This is a genomic window from Cnuibacter physcomitrellae, from assembly GCF_014640535.1.
Taxonomy (GTDB): Bacteria; Actinomycetota; Actinomycetes; order Actinomycetales; family Microbacteriaceae; genus Cnuibacter; species Cnuibacter physcomitrellae.
In genome coordinates this window covers 3,181,527-3,195,878 of record NZ_BMHD01000001.1, presented here as the reverse complement: position 1 = coordinate 3,195,878, position 14,352 = coordinate 3,181,527, and the positions used below count along the sequence as shown (strand labels likewise).

The following is a 14,352-nucleotide window of genomic DNA, read 5'->3' as shown; positions in this document are numbered from 1 at the left end:
GTCTTACGCGAGTTTGTTCTTCGGCGCAACATTGGATTTTCCGCTTTTCGCCGCTTTGACATCGGCGTATTGGCGGGTTTATGTTCTGGCTCGTAACTTTTGGCACCCACCAATGACGCTGCAAGGAGCCTCGGATGTCCCTCACCCCCACCCGCGACGACAAGTTCTCGTTCGGACTCTGGACCGTCGGCTACAACGGCGCCGACCCGTTCGGTGGCCCGACCCGCGCCCCGCTCGACGTCGTCCACGCCGTCGAGAAGCTCTCCGAGCTCGGCGCCTACGGGCTCACGTTCCACGACGACGACCTCTTCGCCTTCGGCTCGACGGACGCGGAGCGCGACACGCAGATCGGCCGCCTCAAGCAGGTCCTCGCCGACACCGGCGTGATCGTCCCGATGGTGACCACGAACCTGTTCTCGGCGCCCGTGTTCAAGGACGGTGGCTTCACCTCCAACGACCGCGCCGTGCGCCGCTTCGCCCTCCGCAAGGTGCTCCGCAACCTCGACCTCGCCGCCGAGCTCGGCGCGAAGACCTTCGTGATGTGGGGCGGCCGCGAGGGCGCCGAATACGACGCCGCGAAGGACATCCGCTCCGCCCTCGAGCGCTACCGCGAGGCCGTGAACCTGCTGGGCGACTACGTCACCGACAAGGGGTACGACATCCGCTTCGCCATCGAGCCGAAGCCGAACGAGCCCCGCGGCGACATCCTGCTCCCCACCGTGGGACACGCCCTGGCGTTCATCGAGACGCTCGAGCGACCCGAGCTGGTCGGCCTCAACCCCGAGGTCGGACACGAGCAGATGGCCGGCCTCAACTTCGCCGCGGGCATCGCCCAGGCGCTCTACCAGGGCAAGCTCTTCCACATCGACCTCAACGGCCAGCGCGGCATCAAGTACGACCAGGACCTGGTGTTCGGGCACGGCGACCTGCAGAACGCGTTCGCGCTCGTCGACCTGCTGGAGAACGGCGGACCGAACGGCGGACCCGCCTACGACGGCCCGCGTCACTTCGACTACAAGCCCTCCCGCACCGAGGACGAGACCGGCGTGTGGGACTCCGCCGCGGCGAACATGCGGATGTACCTGCTGCTGAAGGAGCGCGCAGCCGCGTTCCGCGCCGACCCGGAGGTGCAGGAGGCGCTCGAGGCCTCGCGCGTGCTCGAGCTGGCTCAGCCCACGCTCGGCGAGGGCGAGAGCTACGACGACCTCCTCGCCGACCGCAGCGCCTACGAGGACTTCGACGCCGACGCGTACTTCAACGGCCGCGGCTTCGGCTTCGTGCGTCTGCAGCAGCTCGCCGCCGAGCACCTGCTCGGAGCACGCTGACGCTCTAGTCTGATCCTGTCCGTACCTGGTCGAAGGAGACCGCACATGCCCCTCGTCGCCGGCGTCGACTCGTCGACCCAGAGCTGCAAGGTCGTCGTCCGCGACGCCGAGTCGGGTGAGCTCGTCCGCTCAGGCCGAGCCGCGCATCCGGCGGGGACCGAGGTCGACCCTCAGCACTGGTGGGACGCGCTCCGCGCGGCGCTCGACGACGCCGGGGGCCTCGCCGACGTGGCCGCGATCTCCGTCGCGGGCCAGCAGCACGGGATGGTGGTGCTGGATGCGGACGGCCGGGTCATCCGGCCCGCCCTGCTCTGGAACGACACCCGGTCGGCGGCCGCCGCCTCCGCCCTCATCGACGAGTTCGGGGCGGAGGCGCTGGCGAGCCGCACCGGGTCGGTGCCGGTCGCCTCGTTCACCGCGACCAAGCTGCGCTGGCTGCGCGACGCCGAGCCGTCCGCGGCCGAGCGCGTGGCGGCCGTCGCGCTGCCGCACGACTGGCTCACCTGGCGCCTGCGCGGGTTCGGACCGACGGGCGAGAGCCCGCTCGGTCCGGTGCTCGAGGAGCTGGTCACCGACCGGTCGGATGCGTCGGGCACGTCGTACTGGAACCCGGCGACGGGCGACTACGACCGGGAGCTGCTCCTGGCCGCGCTCGGCCACGACGCCGTGCTGCCGCGGGTGCTCGGCCCGCTGGAGTCGGCGGGGACGACAGCGGCGGCGCCTTCCGACGGGGTGCCGGCCGGCATCGTGGTCGGACCCGGTGCCGGCGACAACGCCGGGGCGGCACGAGGGCTCGGCGCCGGCCCGGGCGACGCGATCATCTCGATCGGCACGTCCGGCACGGTGTTCGCGGTGACGCCCGCGCCCTCTGCGGACGGGACGGGCGCGGTCGCCGGGTTCGCCGACGCCTCCGGTGTCTACCTCCCGCTGATCGCGACGCTGAACGCGGCACGCATCCTCGACTCGATCGCGGCGCTGCTCGGCGTCGACCACGCGGAGCTCGGCGACCTGGCCCTCACGGCGCCCGCCGGCGCCGACGGGCTCGTGCTGCAGCCGTACTTCGAGGGCGAACGCACCCCAAACCTGCCGGACGCGACGGCGACGCTGTTCGGCATGACGATCGCCTCGACCACACGGCCCGGACTCGCCCGCGCCGCCATCGAGGGGATGCTGTGCGGACTCGCCGACGGGCTCGACGCCCTCCGCGCGGTGGGGGTGCGGCCTGCGCGGGCGCTCCTCATCGGCGGCGCGGCGCTGAACCCCGCCGTGCAGCGGATCGCGGCGGAGGTGTTCGACGTGCCGATCGCGGTGCCCACCCCGGGCGAGTACGTCGCCGACGGCGCGGCCCTGCAGGCTGCCGCCGTGCTGGCGGGCGCGTGGCCGACCTGGCCGCTCGCCCTCGAGACCGAGCTCGCCCCCGCCACCGTCCCCCTCATCCGCTCCCAGTACGCCGCCCGCCGCCCCGCCTGACCCGCCCGCACCCGCACTCCTGCCCCTCCCCTCCTCCTCCGCCTCTGGGCTAACTCCGGACTTTCGGCCCGACACGCCGCCAAAAGTCCGGAGTTGGCTCGCATCCGGCTGAAAGTCCGGAGTTAGCCCAGCGGTGGGCAGGGCGCGGGCGGGGGCGGGGCGGAGGGGGAACAGTCCGGAGCGGGGAGTTCGCCGGATGCTGACATCGGGGTCGGCGGGCGGGGTTAGCCTGGGCGCGTGACGCAGGCACCCGAGATCACGACCGTCGGAGGGCTCCGCGCCTCCGGCCACGTCCAGAAGCCCCTCCGCGCGGAGATCCGCGACAACCTCCTGGCCAAGCTGAGGAACGGGGAGGACCCGTGGCCCGGCCTCCACGGCCTGGAGGACACCGTCATCCCCCAGCTCGAGCGGGCCCTCCTCGCCGGGCACGACGTGGTGCTGCTCGGCGAGCGCGGCCAGGGCAAGACCCGGCTGCTGCGCACCATGGTGGGCCTGCTCGACGAGTGGACCCCGGTGATCGACGGATCCGAGCTCGGCGAGCATCCGTACGAGCCCATCACCCACGCCTCCCAGCTGCGAGCGCTCGAGCTCGGCGACCGTCTGCCCGTCACCTGGCGTCACCGCGACGAGCGCTACGCCGAGAAGCTCGCCACCCCCGACACGAGCGTGGCCGACCTCATCGGCGACGTCGATCCCATGAAGGTGGCCGAGGGCCGCAGCCTCGGCGACCCCGACACCATCCACTTCGGCCTCATCCCGCGCAGCCACCGCGGCATCGTCGCGATCAACGAGCTGCCCGACCTGGCCGAGCGCATCCAGGTGGCGATGCTCAACGTGATGGAGGAGCGCGACATCCAGATCCGCGGCTACGTGCTGCGGCTGCCGCTCGACGTGCTCGTGATGGCGAGCGCCAACCCCGAGGACTACACCAACCGCGGGCGGATCATCACCCCGCTGAAGGATCGCTTCGGCGCCGAGATCCGCACCCACTACCCGCTCGAGCTCGACGCTGAGATCGCGGTCATCCGCCAGGAGGCCGATCTGGTCGCCGAGGTGCCGGATGCGCTCATCGAGATCCTCGCCCGGTTCACCCGGAACCTGCGCGAGTCGTCCTCGGTCGACCAGCGCAGCGGCGTGAGCGCGCGCTTCGCCATCGCCGGGGCGGAGACGATCGCGGCCTCCGCCCTCCACCGTGCCGCGGTGCAGGGCGAGTCGGATGCGGTGGCCCGCGTCGTCGACCTCGAGACGGCCGTCGAGGTGCTGCGCGGCAAGATCGAGTTCGAGGCGGGCGAGGAGGGCCGCGAGACGGAAGTGCTCACCCACCTGCTGCGGACCGCCACCGCCGAGACGGTGCGTCACCACTTCCGCGGGCTCGACTTCGGCCCGCTCGTCGACGCGATCGAGGCCGGGGCGATGATCACGACCGGCGAGCGGGTGGCCGCCCGCGACGTGCTGTCGGGGCTGCCCGCGCTCGGCGAGTCCGACCTCTACGACCGGATCTGCGAGCGCCTGTCCGCCACCTCCGACGGCGAGCGCGCCTGCGCCGTCGAGCTCGCCCTCGAGGGCCTCTACCTCGCCCGCCGGGTGGGCAAGGACACCGACGGCATCGAGACGGTCTATGGCTAGGCAGAAGGACCGCACGCGGTTCCGCCGCTACGAGGGCGGCGATCCGCTCGCGCCCCCGGTCGACCTCGCCGAGGCTCTCGACGCGATCGGCGCCGAGGTCATGGCGGGATCGTCGCCCGAGCGGGCGATGCGCGAGTTCCTCCGTCGAGGCGGCCGCGACCGGCGCGGGCTCGACGACCTCGCCCGACGCGTGGCGGAGAAGCGCCGCGAGCTGCTGCAGAAGCACGACCTGAGCGGCACGATGCAGCAGGTGAAGGAGCTCCTCGACCGCGCCGTGCTCGAGGAGCGCAACCAGCTCGTCCGCGACGTCGACCTCGACGACACCGACCGCGCGTTCTCGCAGATGCGCCTCGACAGCCTGCCGCCCTCCACCGCGGCGGCGGTGAGCGAGCTGCGCGACTACCAGTGGGCGTCCTCCCAGGCCAGGCAGGACTACGAGGAGATCAAGGACCTCCTCGGCCGCGAGATGCTCGACCAGCGCTTCGCCGGCATGAAGCAGGCCCTCGAGAACGCGACCGACGAGGACCGCGCCGCGATCGACGCCATGCTCTCCGACCTCAACGACCTGCTCGAGAAGCACCAGCGCGGCGACGACACCCCCGAGGACTTCGACCGCTTCATGGCGGAGCACGGGCAGTACTTCCCGGAGGACCCGAAGGACGTCGACGAGCTGCTCGACGCGCTCGCCGCCCGGGCCGCCGCCGGCCAGCGGATGCTCAACTCGATGTCGGCCGAGCAGCGCGCCGAGCTCGCCCAGCTCTCGGCCCAGGCGTTCGGCTCCCCGCAGCTGATGCAGTCGCTCGACAGGCTCGACTCGAACCTCCGCTCCCTCCGCCCCGGTGAGGACTGGTCGGGATCGGAGGGCTTCTCCGGCGACGAGGGCCTGGGGCTCGGCGACGGCACGGGCGCCCTGCAGGACCTGGCCGACCTCGATGCCCTCGCCGAGCAGCTCGCGCAGTCGCACGACGCCTCCCGCCTCGACGACGTCGACCTCGACGCGGTCGCGCGCCAGCTCGGCGATGACGCCGCCGTCGACGCCCGCACCCTGCGCAACCTCGAGCGGGCGCTGCGCGAGAACGGCACCCTCCGCCGTGATGCCGACGGCGCGCTGAAGCTCAGTCCGCGGGCGATGCGCCAGCTCGGCCGCTCGATCCTGCGCGACGTCGCGACCCGCATGTCGGGCCGCCAGGGCCAGCGCGACACCCGCAACGCCGGGGCGTCGGGCGAGCTCTCGGGCGCGACCCGCGCGTGGGAGTTCGGCGACACCCAGCCGTGGGACATCCCCCGCACCGTGCTCAACGGGGTCCGCCGTCGGCTGGGTACCGGCGGGGCGGATGCGTCGGGACGCCTCATCGCGATCGACGACATCGACGTCGCGGAGACCGAGGCGCGCACGCAGGCGGCGGTGGCGCTCCTCGTCGACACCTCGTTCTCGATGGCGATGGACGGCCGCTGGGTGCCGATGAAGAGGACGGCGCTCGCGCTGCACACGCTCATCCGCTCGCGCTTCCGCGGCGACCACCTGCAGCTGATCGGCTTCGGCCGGCATGCCCAGGTGATGGACATCGAGGAGCTCACCGGCCTCGATGCGATGTGGGACAAGGGCACGAACCTCCACCACGCGCTGCTGCTGGCCAACCGGCACTTCCGCAAGCATCCGAACGCGCAGCCCGTGCTGCTCATCGTCACCGACGGCGAGCCCACCTCGCACCTCGAGCCCGACGGGTCGGTGTTCTTCGACTACCCGCCGCATCCGCTCACCATCGAGAAGGCGGTGCGCGAGCTCGACGCCTCGATGCGCCTCGGCGCGCAGACGACGATCTTCCGTCTCGGCTTCGATCCGGGCCTCACCCGCTTCGTCGACGCCATGGCCCGGCGGGTGGGCGGCCGCGTGGTCGCCCCCGAGCTCGACGACCTCGGCGCCGCCGTGGTCGGCTCCTACCTCGGCAGCCGCGGCCGCGGCGCCGGAGGCGGCGCCGGCGCCTCCTTCGACGAGTGGCCCGGCTCCCCCGGCCTCTGGACCGGCTGACCGCGCCGTCCGATCGCACCCTCGTCTGCCGGTGGCCGTCGAAAGGGACGCTGAGAGAGGACACGGCGCCGTCTACGCGACATCGCGGCTCTCAGCGTCCCTTTCGACGGCGACCGCAGCGGGTCAGGCGCCAGCGAAGGCCTGAAGGCGGGTAGTGAAGGCCGTCCACGACTCCAGCGTCGAGTCCTTCCGCTGCACGGCGAGGGGGAGCTCGACGGTGGAGTCGCCCGCGGCGGCGGTCACCGTCACGGTGAGGCCGTCGACCGCGGCGCTGCGGACGCCCGCCGGAGGAGCGACGGCGACGGGACTCATCTCCCCGGGCGCCCCCAGCCACAGCACGAGACCGTCCTCGCCGGCAGAGGCGACGACGTCGGTCGCCGCGCCCGGCTCCCAACGAGCGTCGGCCGACGAGACGAACCGCTCCGCGGCGAGGTCGAGCGCGAGCGTGCGCGACACCAGCACGACCGCGGCGTCGGGCCGAAGCCGCTGCACCGAGGCCACCCGCCGCTGACCCCCGGACCGGCGGCCGAGCCGGAACACCAGCACGACGACCACGAGCACCGCGATGACCGCGGTGACGCCGGGCACCAGCGCGCCGTCGCCGAAGATCGCTCCCTGCATCAGCCTGCGTAACCGGGGGCGGCGGGGAGCCCGAAGAACTCCTCCAGGGTCTCGACGCCCGTCGCGTGCATCTCGGTCGCCAAGGGCACGCCGACGTACCGGAAGTGCCACGGCTCGTACTCGTAGCCCGTCACCTGGGTCTTGTCGGCCGGGTAGCGGAGGATCCAGCCGAATCGCCAGCCGTTCTGCGCCAGCCACTGCCCCGCCGCGGTGTTCGCGAAGCAGAGCCCGTCCGTCGAGCAGCCGCTCACGGTGTCGAGGATGTCCATGGCGAGGCCGGTCTGGTGCTCACTGAAGCCGGGTCGGGCGGAGGTGAGGTCGGCGCCCGCGACGCCGAGCTGGTCGACGTAGTACTGGTAGGCGCGCACCTGCACGCTGTAGGAGCGGTAGCCGCTCTGGGCCACGAGCTGCACACCGATCTCGCCGAGGGCCGCCTGGAACATCTGCTCGAGCGAGGCCGCCGCCTCGGCGCGCATCTGATAGCCGTTCGGGTTCGGCATGTCCGCCGGGAGGTCGACGAGGTCCGGGGGGACGAAGTCGGCGCCGTCCTGGATGGGGCGCAGCTTGTTGACCACGACCCAGGTGCTCAGCGGGTCGTCGAGCGACTGCGCCGTGCGGTCGAACGCGGGCGGCGCCGGCGGCTCGGTCAGCTCGGGCGTCGGGGTCGGGGTGGGCGTGGGCGTGGGCTCCGGCATGGTGCTCGCCTCCGGGGTGGGGGATGCGGATGCGGTGGCGGAGGACGCGAGATCGGAGGCGACGGGGGCGGCTCCTCCTCCGATCACACCGGTGACGAGGAGGACGGTGACCACGACGCCCGCCAGGACGCCGAGGGATCCGACCGCGGCGAGAGCGGCGACGAGACGACGACGGCGGTACATCCGCCTCCGCTCCCGTTCCCTCGCCCTCGACACCCGGCCATGCTACCGGTGCCGCATCCGAGCCCCTCTCCGGCCCCTCCAAGCCGGGACTCAGCGCGCGTTCGGGCCGGTCAGATGGGGAGTTCTCCCCATGCCGCGGTTTTGGTCCGAAAAACCGAATCATGTTTGAATTACCCCCAGATGCGGGGATCCGTCACCCGAAGGCGCCCCCTGTAGCAGCAGCCCTCCGCCACCCGGGGAGGGCTCTGTGCGTTGACGCTTGCCCACGAGACGAGACGACTCCACCCGACGATTGGGAGACCCGTGAGGCTGTTCGAGACCATCCGCCACCACAAGGCGGCGACCGCGACCGTGGCGACGACCGCCGCCGTCGCGATCGGGGTCACGACGATGGCGTTCGTCTACCAGGGCGTCACCACGGCCGACGTCGAGCTGAACGACGGCGGCGTCTGGGTGACGAAGCCCTCGGCGCTCCTCGTGGGCCACCTCAACGCGCAGGCGCAGGTGCTCGACGGCGGCACGAAGATGGGGTCGAGCTCGTTCGACATCCTCCAGTCGGGCGACACGGTCCTGAGCGTGGACACCGCGACCGCCACGCTGACGACCATCGACCCGGTCACCGTGACCCTGGGCAACCCCGTCACCCTGCCGGCGAGCGCGACCGTCAGCCTCGGCGACCAGACCGTCGCCGTCGTGGAGGGCGAGTCCGGACTGCTGTGGGCGATGCCCGCGTCGCAGGCGCCGAACTTCCTCGCCGATCCCGACAACCCCACCTACTCCCTCGGCTCGGGCGGCACCGCGACGGTGGGGGTCGACGGTGTGGTCCACGGTCTCGACCGCAGCACCGGGCAGCTCGTCGACATCCCGACGCTCGACAACGGCCAGCCCGGCGACCCCGTCACGCACGCTCTGCCCGCGATCCCGGAGAACGCGCAGCTCACGCTGACCGCGGTGGGGTCCAAGGGCGTGCTGTTCGACAGCGCCACCGGGACCGTGGTGACCGACTCGGGGTCCACGATCGAGGTCCCGGATGCTCAGGGCGGCGTGGTGCAGAAGCCCGGCCCGGACTCCGACGTGGTGCTCATCGCGACCGGGACGTCCCTCATCGAGCAGCCCCTGGGCGGGGGCGACCCCGTCGTCGTCGACGCGGGCAAGCCCGGCACCGCCACCGCTCCGGTGAGCCTGGGCGGCTGCGCCTACGCCGCATGGGCCGGGTCGGGGGCGTACGTCCGCGACTGCGCGGGCGAGGAGAACGACGTCGCGCAGCAGATCGAGGGGATCTCCGCGAACGCGCAGCTCACCTTCCGCGTCAATCGCAACGTCGTCGTGCTGAACGACCTCTCCACCGGCACCGTGTGGCTGGTCGATCAGGACATGAAGAAGGTCGACAACTGGGACGACATCGCGCCGCCGCCGGATGAGACGCAGACCAACGAGGAGGACGACTCCACCCAGGAGGAGCTGCAGGTCCTCCTGCCCGAGCGCAGCGAGCAGAACAACCCGCCTGTGGCGCAGGACGACCAGTTCGGGGTGCGCCCGGGTCGGACCGTGATCCTCCCGGTGATCGACAACGACTCCGACCCGGACGGCGACCTGCTCACCGCGACCGTCGACGGCGGCGGCGACCTGGCCATCGGCCGGGTGGAGCGGATCCTCAACGGCGCGGCCCTCCAGATCGTGGTGAAGGATGACGCATCGGGGAACGCCACCTTCACCTACACGGTCGACGACGGCCGCGGCGGCACCGACTCCGCGACGGTCACCCTGTCGGCGAAGGCGCCGGGCGAGAACGACGCGCCCAGCCAGAAGCGCGTGCCGACCGTCCTCGCCGAGCTGGGCGCGACGGTCACCTACAACGCGCTGCCCGACTGGATCGACCCCGACGGCGACGACCTGTTCGTGCGCTCCGCGGTCGCTCAGGGCGCCAACCAGGTGCAGTTCACCCCCGACGGGAAGATCACCTTCACCAGCCTCGACCCGGACCCGGGCCGCAAGGACATCACGGTCACCGTCTCCGACGGGAAGGCCGACACCGAGGGCACCATCCACGTGGAGGTCCGCGACGCCGGGAGCCTGGGCCCGGTCACGAACAACGACCTGGTGGTCGCCAAGGCGGGCGAGCCCGTGACGGTCTCGCCCCTGCAGAACGACTCCAGCCCGAGCGGCGCACCGCTCCGCCTGGCCAAGGTGAACGAGGTGCCGGGCGCCACCATCCTCCCGGACTACACCACCGGCACCTTCTCGTTCACGGCGCCCGCCGCCGGCCAGTACTACACGGAGTACCTCGTCACGAACGGGCCGAAGTCGGCCTCGGGCCTGATCCGCATCGTGGTCGAGCCCGCCGACGACACCGACGAGCCGCCGGTGGCCGTGCAGGACCGCGCCCTCCTCCCGGTCGGCCGCTCCACGCTCGTGAACGTCCTCGCCAACGACACCGATCCCAACGGGAAGATCCTCGGCGTGCAGTCCGTGAACGTGCCGGAGGACTCCGGCATCTCGGTCGAGGTCCTCGAGCACGAGACGCTCCGGGTCACCGACACCGCGGGCAGGGGCACGCCGGTGACGTTCACGTACACCGTCACCAACGGCACGAAGTCGGCGGTCGGCGAGGTGTTCGTGCTGCCGATCGCACCCCCGGACCGGCTGCGACCGCCGGTCGCGACCGACGATGAGGTCACGGTGCGCGCCGGCGACGTCACGACGATCAGCGTCCTGTCCAACGACTACCACCCGGACGGCGACACGATCTCGCTCTCGCCGACGCTCGTGGAGCCGCTGATCGACCCGGCCGACGGCGACCTGTTCGTCGACCAGGACACCCTCCGCTTCAAGGCGGGTCCGAACCCGAAGACCGTCTACGCCACCTACGAGGTCGTCGACAGCCAGGGCCAGAAGGACGCCGGGTACGTCACCATCCACATCCTCGCCGCCGACGGGCAGAACTCTCCCCCGCGGCCGCAGGACGTGACCGTCCGTGCGCTGCAGGGCACGACCGTCCGCATCCCGATCCCGCTGAACGGCATCGACCCCGACGGCGACTCGGTCACCCTGGTGGGCCAGGACGCGGCACCCGCCAAGGGCCGGATCACCGAGGTCGGCGAGGCCTGGCTGGTGTACGAGGCGTACCCGGATGCGGTGGGCACCGACACCTTCACCTACAAGGTCCGCGACCACCTCGGCGCCACCGCCACTGCCTCGGTCCTCGTCGGCATCATCCCCTCGGGGAGCGCGAACCAGCGCCCGTACGCGCAGAAGGACACCGTCTCGGTGCGTCCCGGACGCACGGTCGCGGTCGACGTGATGGCCAACGACTCGGACCCCGACGGCGACCCGATCGCCATCCGCGAGAACGGGCTCGGGGCGCCCGACGGGGTCACCGCGTCGGTCGCCGGAGGCCGTGTGCTCGTCCAGGCTCCGCAGGAGCCGGGCGACTACCCGATCACCTACACGATCGTGGACCAGTACGGCGCCACGGCGGTGGGGAACCTCGTCGTGACCGTCAGCCCGGATGCGACGCTCCTCAGCCCGATCGCCCGCGACGACACGGTCCCGATCGCCGACATGGTCGACCGCACGTTCGTCGACGTCAACGTCCGCGAGAACGACGACGACCCGGACGGCACCATCGAGGCCCTCCAGGTGGGCTCGGCCGACCCGTCGGCCACCCCGCAGCCCGACGGCCTGCTGCGGATCGACCTGCTGCCCACCGCGCAGATCGTCACCTACACGATCACGGACCAGGACGGGTTGACCGCCTCGGCGTTCGTCTTCGTGCCCGGCCTCGACTCGCTCCCCCCGACCCTCAAGCCCGGGATCGAGCCGATCGAGGTGAACAGCGGCGAGAACATCCAGCTGAACCTCGCCGACTACGTGCTCGTGGCGGAGGGCAAGACCCCGCGGATCACGCAGACCGACCGGGTCTCGGCCTCGCACAACGACGGCTCGGCCCTGGTGGCCGGCGACGCGACGCTCTCCTACACGTCCGCCGCGGGCTACTACGGCCCGGATGCGATCAGCTTCGAGGTCACCGACGGCACCGGTCCGGATGACCCCCAGGGCAAGAAGGCCGTGCTCGTGCTGCCGATCTCGGTGGTGTCGACGACCAACATCTCGCCGACCTTCCTCGGCACCACGATCGACGTGGCGCCGGGTGAGGACGCTTCCGCGCCCTTCAACCTGCGGACCATCTCCCGCGACCCCGATGAGGGCGACCTCGAGAAGCTGCAGTACTCGGTGCAGGGCCAGCTGCCCCAGGGCATCTCGGTCGACATCGACGGCCAGAACCTCACGGCCCGCGCGGCGGGGAACGCCGCCCAGGGGCCGAACCAGGTGACCATCCAGGTCACCGACGGCACGAGCCAGCCGACGACCGGCACCCTCACCGTGAACGTGCTGACCTCGACGCGCCCGCTGCCCTCGGCGACGGACGACGTCGTCCCGCAGACCAACCAGGGCCAGACGGTGAACGTCGACGTGCTCGCCAACGACTTCAACCCGTATCCGGAGAACCCCCTCACGATCATCTCGAGCACGGTCGAGACGGGGAACGGGAGCTCGAGCGTGAACGGCTCGCAGGTCGCGGTGACACCGGCGGCCGACTTCGTGGGGACGATGGTGGTGCGCTACCGGATCCAGGACACGACGGGCGATCCGAACCGGCAGGCCGACGGCCGCATCCGGCTCACGGTGCAGGGCCGCCCGGACACGATCGGGACCCCCGGGGTGACGAGCATCCAGGACCAGACCGTGGTGCTGTCGTGGACTCCGCCGATCAACAACGGCGCGGAGATCCAGTACTACACGGTCTCGTCGAACCAGGGCTTCAGCCAGCAGTGCGCCTCGACGACGTGCACGCTCTCGGGCCTGACGAACAACGTCGAGTACACGTTCACGGTCACGGCCACGAACTCCGTGGGCACGAGCGACCCGTCGCCGGCGTCGGCGCCCGCGCGTCCTGATGCGAAGCCGGACCAGCCTCAGCCGCCGACCCTGACGTTCGGCGACAAGGCCGTGACGGTGAACTGGGTGACGCCGCCCACGCACGGGTCCCCGGTGGAGTCGTACAACCTCGAGATCTCGCCCGCCCCGGCGCGTGGCGCCATCTCGAAGACCGGCGTCACCGGCAACTCCGTGGTGTGGGAGGGACTCGAGAACGGCACCGCGTACCAGGTGCGCGTGCAGGCCGTGAACCGGGCGCCGGACCCGTCCGACTGGTCGGGCTGGTCCACCGCGGAGATCCCGGCCGGGAAGCCCGGCGTGCCGGGCACCCCGTCGGTGTCGCGTGCGGACTCCGTCGGCTCGCAGGTGCAGATGACCGTGTCGTGGGGCGCCGCCGACGCCAACGGCGACGCGGTGAAGTCGTACGACCTGAACGTGTATCAGGGCGGTTCGCTCGTCAACACGGTCACCACGACCGCCACCACCCAGAACGTCTCGGTGGCCACGTCGGAGACGGACTACACGTTCTCCGTCACGGCGACCAACAAGGCGGGCACCTCGGATCCGTCGGCGCAGTCCGCGCCGCGTCGAGCCTTCACGCCGCCCGAGGCCCCGCGGCTCACGAACGCCTCCGAGGGCGACGGCCAGATCACGAACATCACCTACACGCCGGGCTCCCTGAACGGCGCCCGCTCCAACGAGGTCACCTACCAGTACCGCCTCAACGGGGGCGGCTGGAACAACCTCGGGGCCTCCGGATCGAGCGTCCCGGCCCCGAACAACGGGACCTACTCGATCGACCTCAGAGCGGTGACGAGCGCCGACGGCTCGACCTACGGCAGCGGCGCGAGCAACGCGATCGGCAACCTCCGTCCCTACGGACCTCCCGGAGCCCCGTCGGTCTCGGGAAACGGCGGGGCACAGTCGGTCAGCTTCAGCTGGACGGCGCCGGGACCGAACGGTCGCGACATCGTGGGCTCCCGCTACCGGATCAACGGCGGCGGCTGGAATGCCGCGGGCCCGAACGGCAACGTGAGCGCGGGCAACGACTACGACCAGTCGTTCACCATCGACGTGCAGGTGCAGGACAGCAACGGCACCTGGAGCGATACCCGATCGGCGAGCGCCAGCACCGATCCGCGGCCGCAGCCGAAGGTGTACATCTCCCGCGGCGGCTCCTGCAGCTCGCAGAGCCCTCCCCCGACCGGATCGAGCGGCGTCAAGAACTGCTACATGATCCGGGTCACGACCGAGGGCTGGACCGGAGGCGGCAACGTCACCTGCTCGTGGGCCTCGTCGGCGGGCGGCTACACGGAGTCGGTCCCGAAGAACGGCAGCAAGCAGACGCTGTGGTGGTCCGAGGACACCCCGGGGACGCAGTACTCGCTCGAGCACCACGCCGGGAACATCCAGTGCGACGGGGTTCAGGCGCAAGCGAGACGCTGAGCGCCGCCTCAGACCATGA

General features: G+C 71.6%; 7 protein-coding genes. 5 read left to right on the top strand and 2 right to left on the bottom strand.

Annotation, left to right across the window (positions count from 1 at the left end):
• Positions 1–134: 134 nt before the first annotated feature.
• The 4 genes from xylA to IEX69_RS14935 all read left to right on the top strand — a co-directional run bounded on the left by xylA (position 135) and on the right by IEX69_RS14935 (position 6,450).
• Positions 135–1,325 carry a xylose isomerase gene (gene xylA / locus IEX69_RS14950; protein ID WP_085018236.1) on the top strand — a complete coding sequence of 397 codons (1,191 nt, stop codon included), beginning with the start codon at positions 135–137 and terminating at the stop codon, positions 1,323–1,325.
• Between the two features lie 45 nt (positions 1,326–1,370).
• A complete protein-coding gene (xylB, locus tag IEX69_RS14945; protein WP_085018234.1) occupies positions 1,371–2,795 on the top strand; it encodes a xylulokinase in 1,425 nt (474 codons plus the stop codon).
• A gap of 237 nt (positions 2,796–3,032) precedes the next feature.
• Positions 3,033–4,421, top strand: coding sequence for a MoxR family ATPase (locus tag IEX69_RS14940; RefSeq protein WP_085018232.1), 1,389 nt, complete (start codon positions 3,033–3,035; stop codon positions 4,419–4,421).
• Positions 4,414–6,450: a vWA domain-containing protein gene (locus tag IEX69_RS14935; RefSeq protein WP_085018230.1), complete on the top strand. Its 2,037-nt coding sequence runs from the start codon at positions 4,414–4,416 to the stop codon at positions 6,448–6,450. Before IEX69_RS14940 ends, IEX69_RS14935 begins: the two co-directional genes overlap by 8 nt.
• Positions 6,451–6,573: 123 nt before the next feature.
• Here IEX69_RS14935 and IEX69_RS14930 read toward each other — a convergent pair whose 3' ends face one another.
• A complete protein-coding gene (locus tag IEX69_RS14930; protein ID WP_085018228.1) occupies positions 6,574–7,071 on the bottom strand; it encodes a hypothetical protein in 498 nt (165 codons plus the stop codon).
• Positions 7,071–7,982 carry a M15 family metallopeptidase gene (locus IEX69_RS14925; protein WP_229756374.1) on the bottom strand — a complete coding sequence of 304 codons (912 nt, stop codon included), beginning with the start codon at positions 7,980–7,982 and terminating at the stop codon, positions 7,071–7,073. The genes IEX69_RS14930 and IEX69_RS14925 overlap by 1 nt, the downstream gene beginning before the upstream one ends.
• 270 nt (positions 7,983–8,252) lie before the next feature.
• Here IEX69_RS14925 and IEX69_RS14920 point away from each other — a divergent pair, with 270 nt between their 5' ends.
• Entirely contained in the window at positions 8,253–14,333 is a 6,081-nt protein-coding gene (locus IEX69_RS14920; RefSeq protein WP_085018224.1) for an Ig-like domain-containing protein, read from the top strand.
• Positions 14,334–14,352 lie beyond the last annotated feature (19 nt).

Coding starts and splice junctions, on each gene's coding strand:
- xylA (WP_085018236.1), top strand. CDS start 135: ATGTCCCTCACCCCCACCCGCGACGACAAGTTCTCGTTCGGACTCTGG.
- xylB (WP_085018234.1), top strand. CDS start 1,371: ATGCCCCTCGTCGCCGGCGTCGACTCGTCGACCCAGAGCTGCAAGGTC.
- IEX69_RS14935 (WP_085018230.1), top strand. CDS start 4,414: ATGGCTAGGCAGAAGGACCGCACGCGGTTCCGCCGCTACGAGGGCGGC.
- IEX69_RS14930 (WP_085018228.1), bottom strand. CDS start 7,071: ATGCAGGGAGCGATCTTCGGCGACGGCGCGCTGGTGCCCGGCGTCACC.